Source organism: Pseudanabaena sp. PCC 7367, from assembly GCF_000317065.1.
In the GTDB taxonomy this organism is placed as follows: domain Bacteria; phylum Cyanobacteriota; class Cyanobacteriia; order Pseudanabaenales; family Pseudanabaenaceae; genus Thalassoporum; species Thalassoporum mexicanum.
In genome coordinates this window covers 2,194,621-2,214,386 of the sequence record NC_019701.1, presented here as the reverse complement: position 1 = coordinate 2,214,386, position 19,766 = coordinate 2,194,621, and the positions used below count along the sequence as shown (strand labels likewise).

Annotated in this window: 12 protein-coding genes and 2 CRISPR repeat arrays (1 of these 14 running past the window's edge); of the genes, 5 read left to right on the top strand and 7 right to left on the bottom strand. The window is 48.6% G+C overall.

Going from position 1 to position 19,766, the window contains the following annotated elements:
• Window positions 1–954: direct repeats of the CRISPR family, unit length 37 nt; unit sequence GTTCCAATCCTCACCCAGCCCGAAGGCCAGGTGCAAC; it reaches 35 nt to the left of the window's first position.
• Between the two features lie 71 nt (window positions 955–1,025).
• Both PSE7367_RS08700 and PSE7367_RS08695 read left to right on the top strand, forming a co-directional pair.
• Complete coding sequence (locus PSE7367_RS08700; RefSeq protein ID WP_041698387.1) at window positions 1,026–1,391, top strand: helix-turn-helix domain-containing protein; 366 nt, start codon at window positions 1,026–1,028, stop codon at window positions 1,389–1,391.
• A gap of 16 nt (window positions 1,392–1,407) precedes the next feature.
• The gene (locus PSE7367_RS08695; protein WP_041698386.1) at window positions 1,408–1,980 is read left to right on the top strand and encodes an IS630 family transposase; all 573 of its coding nucleotides are present in this window, start codon (window positions 1,408–1,410) and stop codon (window positions 1,978–1,980) included.
• Window positions 1,981–2,012: 32 nt separating this feature from the next.
• Window positions 2,013–7,790: direct repeats of the CRISPR family, unit length 37 nt; unit sequence GTTCCAATCCTCACCCAGCCCGAAGGCCAGGTGCAAC.
• A gap of 172 nt (window positions 7,791–7,962) precedes the next feature.
• Here PSE7367_RS08695 and cas2 read toward each other — a convergent pair.
• The 7 genes from cas2 to PSE7367_RS08660 form a co-directional block, all read right to left on the bottom strand.
• A complete protein-coding gene (gene cas2, locus PSE7367_RS08690; protein ID WP_015164994.1) occupies window positions 7,963–8,256 on the bottom strand; it encodes a CRISPR-associated endonuclease Cas2 in 294 nt (97 codons plus the stop codon).
• Between the two features lie 34 nt (window positions 8,257–8,290).
• On the bottom strand, window positions 8,291–9,322 hold the full coding sequence (gene cas1c, locus PSE7367_RS08685; protein ID WP_015164993.1) for a type I-C CRISPR-associated endonuclease Cas1c: 1,032 nt from the start codon (window positions 9,320–9,322) through the stop codon (window positions 8,291–8,293).
• On the bottom strand, window positions 9,319–9,951 hold the full coding sequence (cas4, locus tag PSE7367_RS08680) for a CRISPR-associated protein Cas4 (protein ID WP_015164992.1): 633 nt from the start codon (window positions 9,949–9,951) through the stop codon (window positions 9,319–9,321). The genes cas1c and cas4 overlap by 4 nt, the downstream gene beginning before the upstream one ends.
• Window positions 9,952–9,955: 4 nt before the next feature.
• Entirely contained in the window at window positions 9,956–11,125 is a 1,170-nt protein-coding gene (gene cas7c, locus PSE7367_RS08675) for a type I-C CRISPR-associated protein Cas7/Csd2 (RefSeq protein ID WP_015164991.1), read from the bottom strand.
• A 17-nt stretch (window positions 11,126–11,142) separates the two neighbouring features.
• Window positions 11,143–12,855, bottom strand: a complete 1,713-nt coding sequence (gene cas8c, locus PSE7367_RS08670) for a type I-C CRISPR-associated protein Cas8c/Csd1 (protein ID WP_015164990.1) — start codon at window positions 12,853–12,855, stop codon at window positions 11,143–11,145.
• A complete protein-coding gene (gene cas5c, locus PSE7367_RS08665; protein WP_015164989.1) occupies window positions 12,852–13,538 on the bottom strand; it encodes a type I-C CRISPR-associated protein Cas5c in 687 nt (228 codons plus the stop codon). The genes cas8c and cas5c overlap by 4 nt, the downstream gene beginning before the upstream one ends.
• A gap of 128 nt (window positions 13,539–13,666) precedes the next feature.
• Window positions 13,667–15,889, bottom strand: coding sequence for a CRISPR-associated helicase/endonuclease Cas3 (locus tag PSE7367_RS08660; protein ID WP_015164988.1), 2,223 nt, complete (start codon window positions 15,887–15,889; stop codon window positions 13,667–13,669).
• A 480-nt stretch (window positions 15,890–16,369) separates the two neighbouring features.
• Here PSE7367_RS08660 and PSE7367_RS08655 point away from each other — a divergent pair, with 480 nt between their 5' ends.
• The 3 genes from PSE7367_RS08655 to PSE7367_RS08645 all read left to right on the top strand — a co-directional run bounded on the left by PSE7367_RS08655 (window position 16,370) and on the right by PSE7367_RS08645 (window position 19,498).
• On the top strand, window positions 16,370–17,872 hold the full coding sequence (locus tag PSE7367_RS08655; RefSeq protein WP_015164987.1) for a DASH family cryptochrome: 1,503 nt from the start codon (window positions 16,370–16,372) through the stop codon (window positions 17,870–17,872).
• 288 nt (window positions 17,873–18,160) lie between these two features.
• The gene (locus tag PSE7367_RS08650) at window positions 18,161–18,613 is read left to right on the top strand and encodes a DUF3122 domain-containing protein (RefSeq protein WP_225882696.1); all 453 of its coding nucleotides are present in this window, start codon (window positions 18,161–18,163) and stop codon (window positions 18,611–18,613) included.
• A gap of 357 nt (window positions 18,614–18,970) precedes the next feature.
• Window positions 18,971–19,498: an OsmC family protein gene (locus tag PSE7367_RS08645; RefSeq protein WP_015164985.1), complete on the top strand. Its 528-nt coding sequence runs from the start codon at window positions 18,971–18,973 to the stop codon at window positions 19,496–19,498.
• Window positions 19,499–19,766 lie beyond the last annotated feature (268 nt).

The window sequence follows — 19,766 nt, the reverse complement described above, 5'->3', positions numbered from 1 at the left end:
ACATCTTAAATAGGCTGGATAGTATTGAGATTTGATCCTGTTCCAATCCTCACCCAGCCCGAAGGCCAGGTGCAACAGTACGGATCAAATCGGCCACTTCCGGTTTTAATCGGTGTTCCAATCCTCACCCAGCCCGAAGGCCAGGTGCAACGTCTAGCAAACCATCTATTGCATGGACATAGACCGTTCCAATCCTCACCCAGCCCGAAGGCCAGGTGCAACGCGATCGCCTAAGTGTAGCCACGATGTATCTGATGATGTTCCAATCCTCACCCAGCCCGAAGGCCAGGTGCAACTCTGATGGGTAACCAGTGGATAGCCAGTGGTAAATTAGTTCCAATCCTCACCCAGCCCGAAGGCCAGGTGCAACCCTATTCGTTTGATAGCGAAAGAAACCGATTCGAAAGGTTCCAATCCTCACCCAGCCCGAAGGCCAGGTGCAACTTTAGAGGTGTAGCCACTTTTGACGTTTCCCAGACTGTTCCAATCCTCACCCAGCCCGAAGGCCAGGTGCAACATGCGAAATGTTAACGTGATCCCACCCTCAATACTTGTTCCAATCCTCACCCAGCCCGAAGGCCAGGTGCAACATGCGAAATGTTAACGTGATCCCACCCTCAATACTTGTTCCAATCCTCACCCAGCCCGAAGGCCAGGTGCAACTGGGTACAAGCTCTCGAAGAAAGTCTGATTGGCTGGTTCCAATCCTCACCCAGCCCGAAGGCCAGGTGCAACCTTAGACCTATCGCAATCGATCTGGAAGCCATAAAGTTCCAATCCTCACCCAGCCCGAAGGCCAGGTGCAACGTCAAAACTTCGGAATTAAGCACCACATTAGGATTTCTGTTCCAATCCTCACCCAGCCCGAAGGCCAGGTGCAACCTTAGACCTATCGCAATCGATCTGGAAGCCATAAAGTTCCAATCCTCACCCAGCCCGAAGGCCAGGTGCAACTTCTTGGGCTTGATACAGCAGATTCCGCAATAGAATATGACATGATAGGAGTAAAGTAAGAATCAAAAAGTATGAGAGCCCATTCTCTAGATTTGCGTCAGCGCATAGTCACAGCGTACGAAAATAAAGAAGGTTCAATCCGTGAGTTGGCAACCCGATTCAGCGTTAGTAAAGACAGTGTCCATCAGCTGCTCCAACTTTATCGCACTACTGGTTCAGTTGAGCCAATTCCATACAAGGCAGGAGCAAAAGCCAAGTTTAATGAAGCTGCTCTGGCTGAGTTAGCAAAGTTAGTAGCCGCTAAAAATGATGCCACACTGTCGGAGTTATGTGAGCAAATGTATGAACGTACTGGCATCAGGGTATCAGAACCAACCATGTGCCGTACGTTGCAAAGGCAGGAGTTAACTCGAAAAAAAAACTTTTCACGCCGATGAAAGGGATACAGAACGAGTGCAACAGCTGAGAGCAGATTATCAACGCTGGCTTTGGCCACAGGCAATGGAAAACCTGGTATTCATTGATGAGACAGGCGTTAACCTGGCAATGACCAGGTTGTATGCAAGGGCTACTCTAGGTGAGAGAGCCTATGCTAGTAAACCACTTGCTCGAGGCAAAAACGTTACTATAATTGGGGCTATGGCATTACGCGGTGTGCTGACTAATTTTACTTTTACTGGTAGCAATAATACTGATACTTTCGTGTCCTATCTCAAAGATAAATTGCTGCCTAACCTATGGTCTGGTGCAATTGTGATTATGGATAACCTCAGTGTACATAAGGTTGATCCTGTGCGAGAGTTAATTGAGTCCGTCGGTGCTCACTTGGTTTACTTACCGCCTTATTCACCAGAGCTAAATCCGATTGAGATGCTGTGGTCAAAGGTGAAACAGTTTCTACGCTCTTGGGCGGCCAGGGACTATGATGACTTGCATAAAGCTATTTCTAACGCTCTTGCCAAGGTTTCTCTAGACGATATTATGGGCTGGTTCCTTGAGGCCGATCTCTGTGCGTCTCTAATCTGAAATGCGCTGTATTGAGCATCTAAAAATCGCAATGTTCCAATCCTCACCCAGCCCGAAGGCCAGGTGCAACTTGGGACAATCGCGCGGATGCGATCGCTGGGTCTGTTCCAATCCTCACCCAGCCCGAAGGCCAGGTGCAACCTATCGAGGCTTACGCGGCTTGCAGATCGAATCAAAAGAAGTTCCAATCCTCACCCAGCCCGAAGGCCAGGTGCAACATTGACAACAGAGATAATTTGTTGGCAGGGAAAGGGCTGTTCCAATCCTCACCCAGCCCGAAGGCCAGGTGCAACCCCACAGAGGAGAGAGAACAAATTAAAAGAGTTAAAGTTCCAATCCTCACCCAGCCCGAAGGCCAGGTGCAACACCAACAACTTTGTGTTTCACCAGGTTGTTAAGACAGTTCCAATCCTCACCCAGCCCGAAGGCCAGGTGCAACCGATGAGCAAACTAACTGAGCTAGAGGCAACGATGTTCCAATCCTCACCCAGCCCGAAGGCCAGGTGCAACCTTTTGACAATTGTGCCAGCAATAAAATGACAAACTTGTTCCAATCCTCACCCAGCCCGAAGGCCAGGTGCAACTACCAAGACACAAAAAAACGCTCGCCAGGTTTATCTTTGTTCCAATCCTCACCCAGCCCGAAGGCCAGGTGCAACGCGGTGCGGGTGGATGTTGTAGTTAATATCCCTGGTTCCAATCCTCACCCAGCCCGAAGGCCAGGTGCAACAACAATAGATCCCAGTTAGCGTAAAGAAGTGGGATCGTTCCAATCCTCACCCAGCCCGAAGGCCAGGTGCAACGACCGCAGTGGAGCTAACCCTGGGCTGTGTGGCTGTTCCAATCCTCACCCAGCCCGAAGGCCAGGTGCAACTGTTGACGCTCTGATTATAACAGCTATCCCTGCCCGTTCCAATCCTCACCCAGCCCGAAGGCCAGGTGCAACTCGGTTTTATTGAATTGACTGAGCGCCCCTACTGGGTTCCAATCCTCACCCAGCCCGAAGGCCAGGTGCAACACGGCGTGTAGTAAATGAGGTGAAGGGTATGAAAGTTGTTCCAATCCTCACCCAGCCCGAAGGCCAGGTGCAACAATGTTGCAGCGGGTTGGTTGAATCTGGGAGTGCCTGTTCCAATCCTCACCCAGCCCGAAGGCCAGGTGCAACCTGCGATGGTCTTGGCATTGGTAAAGAACACATGGGTTCCAATCCTCACCCAGCCCGAAGGCCAGGTGCAACCTAGAAGGTGAGACGGGGCTAGCACTAAGAGATCGAGTTCCAATCCTCACCCAGCCCGAAGGCCAGGTGCAACATAGAGGTCGAGGTCAACAAATGAATAATATCGTCGTTCCAATCCTCACCCAGCCCGAAGGCCAGGTGCAACGTTGACCTATGAAACATTTGACGGCTACCCAGTTGTTCCAATCCTCACCCAGCCCGAAGGCCAGGTGCAACGTCAATATCTAATAGTTGAGATTGCAATGCCCTGGTTGTTCCAATCCTCACCCAGCCCGAAGGCCAGGTGCAACAGCGTCTTGCACGATCCTGGCAAACATATCGCCCTGTTCCAATCCTCACCCAGCCCGAAGGCCAGGTGCAACTTTCGATCACCTCGACTTGTTCGCTAAAGCCGATCTCTTGTTCCAATCCTCACCCAGCCCGAAGGCCAGGTGCAACGGTGCAGGTCACAGGCGGCCTGCCTTGGTTCTTTTGTTCCAATCCTCACCCAGCCCGAAGGCCAGGTGCAACTTATTCAAAAACGACAAACCTGCATACCATCAAATAGTTCCAATCCTCACCCAGCCCGAAGGCCAGGTGCAACATTCGAGGCCGTAAGAACAGCCCTACTCCAATCAGTTCCAATCCTCACCCAGCCCGAAGGCCAGGTGCAACAATGTAACGCGAGATGCGCACGAAAAAGCATTCATCATGTTCCAATCCTCACCCAGCCCGAAGGCCAGGTGCAACATATGGCAACCCACCATACAGCAACAATAAAGATGTTCCAATCCTCACCCAGCCCGAAGGCCAGGTGCAACTGGATCGCGCAACACATTTGCGTTAAACACAGCGCGTTCCAATCCTCACCCAGCCCGAAGGCCAGGTGCAACCTGCGCAGGCTGATCAAGCCCAGGAGGAGGAGATGTTCCAATCCTCACCCAGCCCGAAGGCCAGGTGCAACTGAGGCGGTGATAATATTAGCAAAGCGGCTGGCGAGTGTTCCAATCCTCACCCAGCCCGAAGGCCAGGTGCAACCTTAAACCCAGGCACTTGCAAGACTTAGGATGGCTGTTCCAATCCTCACCCAGCCCGAAGGCCAGGTGCAACCCACCAGAAAGTGGCAAGTATTTGGATCACTAAGGGTTCCAATCCTCACCCAGCCCGAAGGCCAGGTGCAACATTCGACAGCAAGTCCTCGAAACAGTGACCGAAATGTTCCAATCCTCACCCAGCCCGAAGGCCAGGTGCAACTAGAGACGCTAGATTTTAAAGCTTATTCGGGGACAAGTTCCAATCCTCACCCAGCCCGAAGGCCAGGTGCAACCACAAATAACAACTAGGCATAATTGCGCACCTCTGGGTTCCAATCCTCACCCAGCCCGAAGGCCAGGTGCAACCAGACAAGACAGCAGTTTGCCCAACAGATCCTAAACGTTCCAATCCTCACCCAGCCCGAAGGCCAGGTGCAACCCGCGACTTCGGCTGGTTCTCAAGATCTGGCGATCGTTCCAATCCTCACCCAGCCCGAAGGCCAGGTGCAACCTTCAACATACAAGAACCTTCTTGTTCCAGAGATCGTTCCAATCCTCACCCAGCCCGAAGGCCAGGTGCAACGCTAGCTGCTTGTTTCCATTAGCGTCGCGTTGCAGTGTTCCAATCCTCACCCAGCCCGAAGGCCAGGTGCAACCTTGCTTTGAAATATGTCTATAAAGTTTATGGAGTGTTCCAATCCTCACCCAGCCCGAAGGCCAGGTGCAACATCGGCGCATAGTGGGATGCCGCCAGTCATACCAGTTCCAATCCTCACCCAGCCCGAAGGCCAGGTGCAACCTCAATATCAATAACTGCCATGTCGTTATTTCCCTGTTCCAATCCTCACCCAGCCCGAAGGCCAGGTGCAACCTGACACAAAACCGCTGGTCGCAAATGGCTAATCAGCGTTCCAATCCTCACCCAGCCCGAAGGCCAGGTGCAACCTGCCAACCTACACAGATCAGAGGCCAGTTTGAATGTTCCAATCCTCACCCAGCCCGAAGGCCAGGTGCAACCGATTCGCAAGAGATCGCCCTAATGCGAGTTAAAGGTTCCAATCCTCACCCAGCCCGAAGGCCAGGTGCAACCATATACACAATAAACATGAGTTGGCCTGAGTCCAGTTCCAATCCTCACCCAGCCCGAAGGCCAGGTGCAACCGCCGTTGCCTCAGACTGCAAGTAGGGCAGCACATGTTCCAATCCTCACCCAGCCCGAAGGCCAGGTGCAACATTGAGAGGCTCCCACCGCCTCAATTCGTTATAGAAGTTCCAATCCTCACCCAGCCCGAAGGCCAGGTGCAACAATGTTGATTCGGGGTGAGCTTGAGCAAAATTCCTTGTTCCAATCCTCACCCAGCCCGAAGGCCAGGTGCAACATCGCTAGATATGAAGCATCAGAAGAGTTGCATAGGTTCCAATCCTCACCCAGCCCGAAGGCCAGGTGCAACCTGCGATCGGCTTCCCAATCCCGGCAGAACCAAACTGAACCTGTTCCAATCCTCACCCAGCCCGAAGGCCAGGTGCAACTTTAACTAACAATAATTTCGTCAGTGGTGATTACACCGTTCCAATCCTCACCCAGCCCGAAGGCCAGGTGCAACATGTTGGCGATGCCTGCGCCGACATGGTGACAATGTTCCAATCCTCACCCAGCCCGAAGGCCAGGTGCAACCTTGGCTTCTGGCCACAGTATATATTGGGCGATTGGTTCCAATCCTCACCCAGCCCGAAGGCCAGGTGCAACCCGATCGCCAAAACTAACTAAAGTGGCAAACGAAAAGTTCCAATCCTCACCCAGCCCGAAGGCCAGGTGCAACCAGATGTAGCAATCGCAAGCTAGATGGGGCATAGATGTTCCAATCCTCACCCAGCCCGAAGGCCAGGTGCAACCGTTGCTGTTGCCAGTGGTGGCGTTGATGCGTAGGTGTTCCAATCCTCACCCAGCCCGAAGGCCAGGTGCAACACGGCGTGTAGTAAATGAGGTGAAGGGTATGAAAGTTGTTCCAATCCTCACCCAGCCCGAAGGCCAGGTGCAACCTAACAAGCACTGCGGGTAATTCTCGTCAAACTGTTCCAATCCTCACCCAGCCCGAAGGCCAGGTGCAACTATTGGCGGCATTGCCTTTAGCCGCTGGATATTTAGTTCCAATCCTCACCCAGCCCGAAGGCCAGGTGCAACGGCAATCGCCCTGTCAAAGGCTCTCATTACTGTGTTCCAATCCTCACCCAGCCCGAAGGCCAGGTGCAACGCTGACCAAAATCAAGTTCGATGACCTGACCGAGTTCCAATCCTCACCCAGCCCGAAGGCCAGGTGCAACGCCAATAGGTAATTTTTGGATTTCTCTATTATCGTTCCAATCCTCACCCAGCCCGAAGGCCAGGTGCAACTTGAGTTGTACTCAGCCCACGTAGTCTTAACAGTGGCAGCCCATGTTCCAATCCTCACCCAGCCCGAAGGCCAGGTGCAACCACCTACATTTTTCTTCACACCGTCAGGCAGTTTATTGTTCCAATCCTCACCCAGCCCGAAGGCCAGGTGCAACAACATAGGTAACATCGCCCACGAACTGTACAGAGTTCCAATCCTCACCCAGCCCGAAGGCCAGGTGCAACGGTATCGCCAACCAAAGATAATTGCTGCTCAGGTGTTCCAATCCTCACCCAGCCCGAAGGCCAGGTGCAACGCCCGAAGCTGGCGATCGCCTCCTCTGGGTGATTGTTCCAATCCTCACCCAGCCCGAAGGCCAGGTGCAACCGCCAGATCAGGTTTTACCAGGTGCGATCGCCAACGTTCCAATCCTCACCCAGCCCGAAGGCCAGGTGCAACGGCGATCGCTGCATTGCTTAAGCCGATGATGACTAGTTCCAATCCTCACCCAGCCCGAAGGCCAGGTGCAACAGCCAATATTTCGATAAATACCAGGGACGGGAATTGTTCCAATCCTCACCCAGCCCGAAGGCCAGGTGCAACTTGGAAGTTCAGCGCAAATTGTTTGGCTCGCTCGATGTTCCAATCCTCACCCAGCCCGAAGGCCAGGTGCAACTCACATAGCTTTGATTAATCCTCGTATGGCAAGGTTAGTTCCAATCCTCACCCAGCCCGAAGGCCAGGTGCAACCGGTGACGATGAATCACCAGACAACAGATTCGTTCCAATCCTCACCCAGCCCGAAGGCCAGGTGCAACCAATTGAGCCACAAGTAACAACCGATTGCCCACCGGAGGTTCCAATCCTCACCCAGCCCGAAGGCCAGGTGCAACCTCGCGCCCGAAGCTGGCGATCGCCTCCTCTGGGTGATTGTTCCAATCCTCACCCAGCCCGAAGGCCAGGTGCAACCGTGGCTGTGCCCAGACTATCTACCGCTCGATCGCCAGTTCCAATCCTCACCCAGCCCGAAGGCCAGGTGCAACCTCACTTCGGCACAACTCCAAAATGTCGTCCTCGGTGTTCCAATCCTCACCCAGCCCGAAGGCCAGGTGCAACCGCGTGAAGATCACAATCCGCCATCAAATATGTGGGTTCCAATCCTCACCCAGCCCGAAGGCCAGGTGCAACCGCAATCATACCAGATCCTTTGGCAGAGGTGATCATAGGAGTTAATTACGCGGATCTGGTTTAGCATGGTTAAAATTAAAAGCCATAATTTAGCAAAAAACGCCGAAACGCTGACAGGGATTAGAACGCGAACCCCCCAGGGATTTAGCCCTTGCTATAGGTTCGCGCAAACTTAAATAATCAGCGGGTCATTAAAATCAATATATTTGTCGATTCCATAGCACTCAACCGAAAGTTCCCTGGGAGCAGGTAGTTTGTAGATGCGGATACTGTCGAGATCGGGATCGATAATGTTATAGAGCTTTGCCCGTAAAGCCTCATACTGCGCTTCATTTACATTACATTCAAAAACAGAGAGTTGAACCCTTTGTCCATAATCTTTACAGGTAGTGGCAACCTTACGCAGACGGCGGCGGCCTTCCTTGGTTTCAGTATTAACATCATAGGTAACCAAAATATTCGCCATGATTTTCGATTGGAATATAGGGCTAAGCTAAAAATCAGCGTAGGATAAACGGTTGATAGGTGGGAACATCGCCGCGCAAATGTCTTGCCAGCAATCGCGCCTGGGTATGATTAACCAACCCTAAAGGCACCTTGGTGGCCAGAATGGGATGATTGACCTCTACTTTTTTGCGTTTTTGAAACTCAGCTAAAACAGTCTTACGAGCATCATCGGTCATAAAAATTGCGCCGCCAGGCCTTTCTAAGAAATGCTCAGGTTTGATCTGACCACGATTGATAAGGGTGAGCACCAAGCGATCGGCAATGGGAGCCCGTAGCTCCTCCATCAAATCCAGAGCCAGCGATGGCCTACCTGGCCTGATTGCATGTAAAAAGCCAACCTGCGGATCGAGCCCAACTCCCTCGCAAGCACTGACACAATCATTGACCAAAAGAGTATAAACAAAAGAAAGCATTGCATTGATCGGATCACGGGGTGGCCGACGCGATCGCTCCGTCAACGCAAAGGCATCACGATTGAGCCGAATCATATGGCTAAAAGCGGCAAAATAAGCCTTGGCCGCATAACCTTCAATGCCGCGCAGCTTCTCAACACTTTCAGCCTTCTCAGCGCTTTTGATCGCTTCCGCATGTGTTGCTGCGGCAGCCGATAACGCAGTGCGATCGCTTTCATTTTTAGCATCACGCGCCGATCGCATCAGAATCAGTCGGGCATTTTGCAACTTGCCAGCCACAATATAGCGAGCAATGAGCAAAACTGCATCGGTGCTCTCTAAAGCTGAATATTGCGCTTGTCTGAGCAGTACATTACCACTGGTCGAACCATTGGCTCTGGCGCGAAACCGACCATATTCAGAGAGCCAGATCAGCGCTCTGCCATCTTCAGCACAACGATGGATCAAAAATGGACTGATTAGCACATTCCCAAAAGTAACGATCGCACCCAAATGATGTAAGGGAATTTGAAAGGTTAATTCGCGCTCGACTTCGATTTTTAAGGTTTCGTGGTCGAGTCTGAGGTAACTACCTTGAGTTTGCACATAGAGTGTGTTTAATAAGACTTTCACGGGTCTAAAGGAACAAAAAATGGATTATTTGACTGAGCCAATTTTCTAAAATCTTGGATCGCATGGGGCATACAGGCATCTAGCAGAGAGCAATCTGGGCAACGTTGATCGGCTACAGGAGGCGGCACAATACTTTGAGTTAACATCTGTCGTACTTGGTGAGCAGTTTCAATTACCAGCGATCGCAAGTCGGGATCGAATATCACCTCTCGGCGACGCTTAGAAGCATGATGAAAAATTGCCCCTTTTGGAACAGCAATACCAAACATTTCCTCTAGACACAAAGCCTGGGCACAAAGTTGTACATCATCAGCGCGGCGGGGTTTGCGGGAGCCAGATTTATATTCAACTGGGTAAGGGGTATGATCAAAGCTAAACTCAACTAGATCGGCAATGCCAGTAAGCCGATGCTGGTGAGACCAAAGCGTTAGCGATCGCTCGACTCTAATCCCCTCAAAGCTTTCACCTTCGGGAATATTCACGCGTTCATGTACCCGTTGCCCTCGCAATGTATAGATATTCTCATCAAACGTTTGCTCAACATGAATTAGCGCGCATTGGCGTGGACAAAAAACATAATGCTGCAACGCGCTAAGCATGACATAGTCATCAGTGTCAGGTACTTCCACTTGCTTATTCTGCTAATAAATCAGTAAGCGTGATTGCATCTGGTAAATTATCGGTATTGACAATCAACTCATAATCCTTAAATGAGCGAGGGGTAGAATTTGGATTTTTGAGCCGCACAGTAATTCGCTCAAACAGCTTATGGGCTGGGGCATTACCAAGCTTTGATTCATGGGTAAAAACGTATAGCCCACGTGGAGCCATTAGCCCTCGACTGGCACTGCGATCGAAGTCCCACATATTTACCAGGGCTTGCCAGAATAACTGGAGATCAAATTTGTTAACCCCAGTGTTTTGTGCCAGATAAGGAGAATAGAATCCATAGGCCAGATATAGACCATAGGGAATTAAGGTTTTACGACCCATGGTCTGTAACTTTTCACGATCGGCTTCGGTAGTCACTGCCATCCGGGTGATGGCCAGATCTTGGGGCAGGACTGGATCAATAGAGCGGGCAAAGGTGATTTGCACGGGGCCACGCACCTGCCCTGCATTAAGACCAGTGCTCATTACCGCACCAAACATGCGCACATCAAAGAAGTTATTACACATCCAGACCTGGGCTTTTTCGGCATTGGCACGGCTTTTGTCGGGCTTGCCTGCTTTTTTGGTCAGGTTTTTAATAAAAGTGATCGTTTTTTTGGCAATTGCCGATTCGATCGCCAGTTCGCTAATTACCTCTTCTAGTTGCTCCAGCGCTTCTTTCTTTTCGGTGTCTGAGAGTTCGCCACTATAGGCTAAATTGGCGGGTTCTGTTTCATCATCGCTGGCATCATCATCACGATCGACAAAGGTGAAGGCTTCTGGTAAATCAGCAGCGATTGCCCTCAGACCAGCAAGAATCTCGGCATCATCAATGTTGTCATCTGCAGGTTTGCCCGTGGGAATATCCTGCTCTGTATAAGCAAGCCGGATTTGCTCATTGAGAACACCATGATGTTCTACGAATATTTTCAATCGTGCCTTTTGATCATCTGGTGCTTCATGGGCAGCATAGGTAGCAACATAATTACGAATCTTGCGTTTAAGCGAGACATCGGTCACTAATCCTTGGAGGGTTTCTGGATCAGTGCGCGGCATATTACCGCCATCGGGATCGCCATTGGGATTACCGTCGGTGACATCAAATAGTAAAACAAAGTCATGGCGGCGATTGGGGTCGAAATGTTTAGTCATAGTCTTGTTTTTGGAGTTTAGCTAGCTTGGTTGGTTTGGGCAGCGGCACGATTGGCGGCTTTTTGATGGTAATAGCCGATCGCAAACAGACCCTGTTGCTGCAAGGTCAGGGTTTTAGGAAATCCCAATTCAGAAAGATGCGACATGATTTCCTCTAAGCGCTTTTCCAGAGCCTGATAGGCACCAGGTCTATTTTTTCTGAGCTTGGGCAAATGGGCTCTTTTAGCGCCACTCAAAAGTGGTGGGAACGCACTGGCAGGGGTACTAGAGACAGCACCATAGTAGCGATCGGTGAGGGTGGCATTAATTTTGCCTAGGGCAGTTCTTTGAATCGCCTCTAGTTCAGCGAGCAATCGACCACAGTGATAGGCGGTGTGATCGGCTATGGCTGGGAAATCTGGATTAGGATTTAATGTTTCCATTTCAGTTCTGGCGAATTTGTTTTGACTGGTCAGAATCAGTTTGATCAGAGCAACGCGAGCATAGGTGACTTTTTGCTCGGCACGATTACGACGCAAGACTCTAGCGAGGAGATCATGAGGCAGACGATCGCCACTGAGGGCAAATTTAACTAGAGCATTTGGCACGGCGGGAAGCATTTCCTTGGCGGGATCGCGGTAGGCGCTGGCAGCTAGTTTATAAACTCCCCATGATTTGAACTCTTCACCATCAGGTGCAACTATCCTTTGAGCTTCAAACCAATTACATAGGTTGCGCTTCACTTCCGGAACAGTTGTTTCAAGCCAATCACGCACTACCGCTCTGGCATTATTCGCCGTCAGGGTGAGGCAATAGAACTGGTTCTCATCTACACTAAATGATTGCTGACCTGTAAAGGGAGAACTCAATAGACTCTTTACTTTCTCTGGGTCAGGATCATCTAGGTATGACAGAGCATCAAAATCATCTTCTTGATCCCTTGTCCAAAATACATAGGTGGTAGAACCAATTCTAAGCCGGAAATTTGGTGAAGCAATCAGATGGTTGAGGGCTTTGGCAAAGCCCTCGGCAGCATCACGGGAAATTGGCGAAGTAAGAGAGCTTTTTAAGCCATAGGAAGTAAAGGGTTTTGCATTAGCAGAAACCATTGCTGTGCCTGAGGGTTGTCCACCCACCAGACCCTTAATTAAGAGTGGCAATGTTGATACGACAGGTTTACGCTCACCAGTAATCAGACAAGTCATAATTGGCATAGACTTATCGCTATCACCAAGGGTGTAATCAGCCCAAAATTCTTCAATCCTATGTAGTTCTGCTTTTTCATCAGCAGGTAAAGTATCACCAACCTCAAATGTGATCACATCCGCTGGATCAAAATCTTTTGGTAACTTGCCTCGATCTGTTTCTGGGTTCCAGGTATCGAGGAATTTTACGATCGCTCTAATAGTAGGTTCTTCAGTCGAATTTGCACATTGCTGAACCAAATCCTTAAACTGTTGATGACAATCTTTTACTCTTTGAGGTTTGGAGTTTGGCCTGGCAATCCCCAACACATACTCGCCCGTATCAGCCAATAGCTTGGGTTTGACACCAACAGTTCTGAGTATATGGGGAGCCGTCATTTCTGTACCGCGCTTATCTGCTTTTGAATTACCACCTCTGGGAATAAAATCTCGGAATTCACCTTCAGTAGATAAACTGATCACCCAACGAACTTTGGTTCCCTTATACATGGCAGGCGGCAGTTCCATTTGTCGCTGCGAATATTCGTAAAGCTGACTAAGAATCATGATTCAGGCACCCTCAAAACACCATTTTCTAATCTGGCCCCAAAGAATCTCGGGCTAGCATTCCCCTTCACCGCCTTTGCACCATTCGGATCGTGACTAAGATAGGTAATTGCCCCTTTGCTGTCGATCGCAAATTCTAGATCCATCAGCATCAAGCCCAATTCTTTATTGCCTTCACTACCCTTAATTGGCCGATCGCCTTCTTCTGGTTTGCTAAAAAAGGCACTAAATTCACGGGTACCCAAATAGGGCTGATGATGACATTGCCCCTTGGCCACGCGGCGGCGGAATTGATCGCGGTATTTGGCCGGATGAGCGCTAGCATGGGGCTTTAAATTGATCTTGGCTTTGATCATATATGCCACTTCGCGCAAGCAGAGTGTATGGCGTTGAGCCCGATCGCCATCGGCATAATAGTGATAGGCGGGGTCTTTGGCAGAACGATCGCTTTGCCAGCTATTTATTTCGTTGCGCAGAATTGAAAAACGCTTGATTGGCTTGAGCACTTGGATTTCCTGGACTTGCCAGCTAAATTCGGGCTTCCAAAAAATTGCTTCCAGCACTCCGCGCGCCGCACTTGGGGTCATCACCTCATAGCTAACCCGCTCTGCGCCAAATTCTGGTCTGGTAAAGCAAGCAAAGTCGCCCCAAACCTTAACGACTAAGGATGAATCAGTTTCCACAATGCAAATTTCTAATTGAATAACAGCATTATACAGTTTTCTTCCTAAATACTGTTATTGTTAAGTGATATTAATGAATTTGACTGTATGTCCGTTCCTGCGATGCAGTTAGGGTAAGTAGTGATAGATCATTGCACTAAGTCCGCTGGATCAAAATCGATCGATCGATCGCCAATTTTGATTCCCTTAAGTTCGTCATAACTGAGGCGTTCCCAAACCCATAAACCAGGGGCGATCTCCTCGCGCAATGCTTCCGTTCCTTTGAAATCATTTTGTCTGAGATTCACTAAATAAGGTTGGAGTTTTCGATAGTCACCTGAATTCAGGTCTCGTCGCTGAATCTGTTTTAAATGCTTGCGCACCCGATCGTCAAATTGAATCACCACAGGTGTTGTATCATCCTTAATAAATTTGAAATTCTTAGCAACTTCTGGGTAATTGAAATTGGTTCGCTTCTTTTGAATATCAAGTTGGTCTAGCTTAACGTCCTTATAAAGCACTTTAAAGTAAGTTTCAAAAGTATCTGGATTGTGCAAATCAAGCTCAGGACTTTTTAATATACCTTCAGCTCTTTTGGCCGCAGTTTCATAATCGCCCTTCGGTTTACTACCCTGCTCCGGCTCAAAAACTACAACTCTTCCCTTTTCTGGCATTTTGCCTTCCCGATTGCACCGACCCGCTGCCTGCACAATCCGATCGAGAGGGCCGATCGCCCGATAAACCGCCGGGAAATCTAAATCCACCCCTGCTTCCACCACCTGGGTTGAAACCAATAGGCAAGGTTGGTGGCGATCGAGTCTGTTTCTGACTTGGTTTAATACCTGGCGGCGATGTTCACCACAGAGCAGAGTTGAAAGATGTAGAAGTGAATCAGCATCAATCTCATCATCGTTCTGTAATGTATCCAATACCGCCAGCGCATCTTTACGGGTATTAAGAATAATCAAGGCGCGATCGTGATTGTGTTCCTTAATATCTGCAACTAGTTGCTCCCATGACCAGGTTTGTTCCTTGATTTCGTAGTTAACCCGAGCCAGTCCGGCAAAATGCTGTTTAGCCAGTGCAGATGAAACAATATCTCTTACCGATCCTGCGGTGAAACCTTCAAGATAACGGCTTTCGCCTTCCAGTGCCGGTTGGGTAGCGGTACAGAGCACTACTGTGACCCGATAGCGATCGACTAGTTCCTTTAATCCACTTAAAATTGGCGTTAATAGGAACATCGGTAGGGTTTGTACTTCATCTAGCACAATCACACTGCCCACTAGGTTATGCAACTTGCGACAGCGACTGGGACGATTGGCAAAAAGGCTTTCAAAAAGTTGAACTGTTGTAGTCACAACTAACGATGCATCCCAATTTTGGGTGGCAAGACGCGCCTTGGCATAGCTTTGTCTGGCATCTTCATCATCAGGTTCTTTTGCCGCACTATGATGCTCTAAAACATCTGCCTCACCTAAAATATTTCTATATACATTAACTGTTTGTTCAATGATACTGGTGTAGGGAACTGCCACAATCACACGATCTAAGTTGTGGATCATGGCATGTTTGAGAGCAAACGCCAGACCACTGCGAGTTTTGCCACCACCGGTCGGCACTGCCAGCCGGAAAACACCAGGCATTTGTGCTGCCGCCTCAACACAGGCAAGATAAACTTCTGAGCGAATCTGATTGACTTTACTATCTATGCCTTTTACTCGATCGAAAAGCTGCTGTTGATCCGCTTGAAATATTTTCCAGAGTAGATTTACCGTTTTGTAACCACCTCTCAATTTTGGAGCATCAGGATCAAAATGTTCTTCAGTATCCAGGTAATCAGCATCAACCAGGCAAGAGAAAAGCATGCGGATTAGCATCTCGGTACTATCTTTGGCCAAGCCTTGCATTGCTTGCTTCGATTTTTGGATCGATCGTACTTGCAGTAAAGTTTCCGGCACATGCTGCAGAACTGCTCGATATTCATTTTGAACAGCATGATTTTCCTTACTTAAATCATTTGTTAACTTGTCTTTATCAGGTAATCCGGCATGATGTCCCCAGATAATTGGTGCCAATGGCTGTAGATACTCTCTGGCCAGGCAAGCTCCATAAATAGCATGGGGAAATTTTTTGCATGAGCTACTCCGTCCATTTTCAGTAGCTAAATGGCAACACTCTAAATACTGTTGAAACTTAGGATGGTATTTACCTAAGTCATGCCATAGTCCTGCATAGTAACCTAATTCATCACAACCTATTTTTGCAGCATAACCCTGAGCCTTAATCGCAACATCGGATAAGTGTTCTTGTAAACTATGCCATTCACCTAACTTATTAGGAGTATGAGCTACATATTGAAGTTTTTGCATTAAATTCTCAACTAATATCTAACACTCGAATTAAACCCAACAATATCACATATAAGATACATATCTAATATTTTAGCCATATAAAGAAACAATAATGACGTTTTCAAGCTCCTATAGGCGATCGGGTTACAGCAATCCTGTCATCTGCAACAAGCGATCGGATTGGTTACGAGTATGTAGCGATAGAATATGCCTGGCTTTTTCGATAGGGAAATCACTGACCCTGTCTCGAAAAAATGGCCACTCCGCAAGAGTTGAAAATAAATATAGGAGAATGTCCAAATGGCAAAAAAAAGAGGACATCGGCTATTTACAGCCGAACAAAAAGCAGTAGCCTGAGTAGATTGAGGTCTTTTACAATCGGCAACGCATTCATTCTACGCTTGTTTTTGTTTCACCAGTGCAGTTTGAAGAGGATTGTTGGTTTGCTCTAGAACAAACCGCTTAAACTAACTGTCCACTTTCTTTAGGAAGGTCCAAATGTCGCCACAACGCATAATTATCTGGTATCGCAATGATCTGCGTATACATGACCATGAGCCACTCTGGACAGTGGCCAAAGCAGGAGCGATCGCCATTCCGATCTATTGCTTCGATCCGCGCCAGTTTGCAACCACTAAATATGGCTTTGCCAAGACAGGGGCATTTCGGGCGCAGTTTTTAACCGAAAGTGTGCTTGACCTGCGCGATCGCTTGCGGCAACTGGGCAGCGATTTGATCGTGCGTTATGGCGAACCAGAACAGATTTTGCCAGAACTGGCTCAAAAGCTAAATGCAAATGCAAATGCAATCTACTATCACCAGGAAGTGACCAGTGAGGAAACCAAAGTAGAAGCGGCGATCGCTCAGGATCTCGCTGCAACAGATATTAAACTTCAAGCCTTCTGGGGGCACACTCTCTACCACCGCGATGATCTACCTTTTTCGATGGAGCGAATCCCGGCAATATTTACCAAATTTCGCAAGCAGGTCGAGCAAGAAGCCACGATCAATCCTGCCTTACCCATGCCAACGGAATTAATATCTTTCAATGATTTAAATGATTTAAATGAAATAGATGCACCTCTAGATCCTGGTGAGATACCTAGTCTGGCGCAGCTTGGCTTAGAACCAATCGCACCGGACGATCGCGCCGCAATTACCTTTACTGGGGGCGAAGGGGCGGCGATCGCTAGGCTAGATCAATATTTCTGGCAGAACGATTGTCTGAGAACCTATAAACAAACCCGCAATGGCATGTTGGGAGCAGACTATTCCTCCAAATTTTCGCCCTGGTTGGCGCATGGTTGTATCAGTCCCCGCTACATTTTTGAGCAGGTGCAAAAATATGAACAGGATCGCGTTGCCAATGATTCTACCTATTGGCTGGTGTTTGAGCTAATCTGGCGGGATTACTTTCGGTTCATTGCTGCCAAACATGGCGATCGCCTTTTTTATAAATCTGGCCTCCAAAATTTAGACCTTCCCTGGAAGAAAGATTCCACAAGATTTGCACAATGGTGCGAAGGGAAAACCGGATTTCCTTTGATCGATGCCAATATGCGTGAGTTGGCGGCAACTGGGTTTATGTCCAATCGCGGCAGGCAAAATGTGGCTAGTTTTTTAACCAAGAATCTAGGAATCGATTGGCGCATCGGGGCAGCCTGGTTTGAATCGTTGCTGATCGACTACGATGTGTGCAGCAATTGGGGCAACTGGAACTATAGCGCAGGGGTTGGTAATGATGCGCGGGGGTTCCGCTTTTTTAACACCACCAAGCAAGCCAGAGACTACGATCGCCAGGGGGATTATGCTAAACATTGGCTGCCAGAATTAGCAAAAATCCCCGCCAGCAAGGTGCATGAACCCTGGTTGCTTTCTCCGGCGGAGCAAAAACAATATGGCGTGCGGTTGGGCGTGGATTACCCCCAGCCGATCGTGGATTTGTTTAAATCTGCCCAGGCTAATCAAAAACTCTATGAAATGGCACTTTCTCATCAATAATGTGCTTGATTTTCCCAACTAGAAATCTATTGGCTTAAATTAGAAGCAGATCGCATCTCGCTAACTTAGACAATCGGGCAGAGCTTAGCCACTCTGACCTGTTGTTAATGACGATCGCTTGAGCAGACCATTGCAGCGTTGGCGATCATTGTTGATCGGAACGAATCTTAGGCAAATAAACGATCGATGCTGAAAAAATATCTACATAGAATCTGGTCAGTAATTTTTGCGAAAATTGTCACAATCTGCCTGCTGTGCTTATTTTGGATCGCAGGATTATTGCTCGCCATGCCAGCCCAAGCCAAGATCTGGCATACCCATGAGGCTCCAGATCAGGTGGTCTATCAATCGCGCCAAGCCCTGAAAGACCAGCACCGTAACTCCTGGCAGGCGATCGCCTTTAATCGGGTGCGTGCCGACGGTAGTCATGGCTTTAAGCTGCGCCTGGTCGGTTTCCCAGGGATTACCTCGATCGATCGTGATCGCCCCCTGGTAATTACTACCTCATTGGGCAAGTCATTCTCAGTTGCGGATAATTCCAGCCAGATTTTTACGGACGCTACCGCACCAGAACCAAACATTGCCCAGTATGACCTGATGCCGATCGTGCCAAAGTTACAAGCGGCGATCCCGATCAAGCTGCAATTGCCCACTCTGGGTGATGAAGATATCCGGCTATCGATCCCCCCGGCGCTGATCGATGAATGGCAGACAATTGCGGCGCGGGGTGATGAATCTTGAAAATCTTGGGTTGCTAAAAATTACCCAACCATAGTTGACTATTTTATTGGGGTATGTTGAAATAATATTCAAATAGATAGAACATTCTATTTGGAGATCGCGCTAAGATAAATTTATTATTAAATAAAGATCGGAACCTAATCCTGCATCACCCGATCTCACATTCCTGCTTCCGCTCCGATCACGATCGCACTGTTTTATGTAGCTATTCATATTTATCACTTTTGGTTTGATCGGATATAAACCAGCTATAAACACTAGGGATCGGCAAAATATCGTAAACTCGAATAACTTTGTCATCGGGATCGACTAGTCGATCGGATTAACTTAATTAATTTCAACCTCTAGGAGAAAAATATGACCGAAACTGTGAAGACCACAATTACCCCAATTAGCAAAGAAGGTTTGGTCGGTTTAGCGGACAAGGCCAAAGAAGATCCTACTAAAATTGGTACGCTAAAAGTCAAAACAGTTTGCGAAAGCAAATTTCGGAACCTTAACTACATCCGCGATCTGCCCGTACATGTGGTTGATGAACCGCCTACCTTGCTGGGTGATAACACTGCGCCCAACCCTTCGGAAGCCAACCTGGCCGCATTGGGTTCCTGCCTATCGGTGGGTATTCATGCTAATGCAGTCATGCGCGGCATTAACTTGACCAAGCTAGAGCTAGAACTAGAAGGCGATATTAATATCACTGGTGTGTGGGGGATTGGCGATCTGGCCAAAAAACGGCTTGGCTTTACTGACGTTCGGGTTAAGGTCAATCTGGAAGGTGATGCTAGTCGTGAGGAATTAGAAGAACTAGTTGCCCATTCTAATTTCTGGTCACCTGTCGCTAATACGACCCGTAACCCTGTCAATATGGAAGTCTCACTAGGCTAGTTTGTTGACAATGACTAGTTAATCAGTGGTGGCGATCGGCCAAGCTCAGATTAGCTAATTAGGATCAATAACTGTCGAATCTGTCTGGATTGCGATCGTAATTAGTTGGTAGCTGATTTGGCAGAATTTGCAACATGTTCGGCTCAATATATGTTCAGGCGCAAGTGATGAGCATGAGCCGAATACACCTACATAAGCATAAATTTTTAGAATCCTTAGTAACATTACCAAAGTAACAGTACCAAGCCACATTAATCAGCAGAGGATT

Excerpts from the sequence above, each read along its gene's own strand:
- PSE7367_RS08700 (WP_041698387.1), top strand. The coding sequence starts at position 1,026 with ATGAGAGCCCATTCTCTAGATTTGCGTCAGCGCATAGTCACAGCGTAC.
- cas2 (WP_015164994.1), bottom strand. The coding sequence starts at position 8,256 with ATGGCGAATATTTTGGTTACCTATGATGTTAATACTGAAACCAAGGAA.
- cas7c (WP_015164991.1), bottom strand. The coding sequence starts at position 11,125 with ATGACTAAACATTTCGACCCCAATCGCCGCCATGACTTTGTTTTACTA.
- cas8c (WP_015164990.1), bottom strand. The coding sequence starts at position 12,855 with ATGATTCTTAGTCAGCTTTACGAATATTCGCAGCGACAAATGGAACTG.
- PSE7367_RS08660 (WP_015164988.1), bottom strand. The coding sequence starts at position 15,889 with ATGCAAAAACTTCAATATGTAGCTCATACTCCTAATAAGTTAGGTGAA.
- PSE7367_RS08655 (WP_015164987.1), top strand. The coding sequence starts at position 16,370 with ATGTCGCCACAACGCATAATTATCTGGTATCGCAATGATCTGCGTATA.
- PSE7367_RS08650 (WP_225882696.1), top strand. The coding sequence starts at position 18,161 with ATGCCAGCCCAAGCCAAGATCTGGCATACCCATGAGGCTCCAGATCAG.
- PSE7367_RS08645 (WP_015164985.1), top strand. The coding sequence starts at position 18,971 with ATGACCGAAACTGTGAAGACCACAATTACCCCAATTAGCAAAGAAGGT.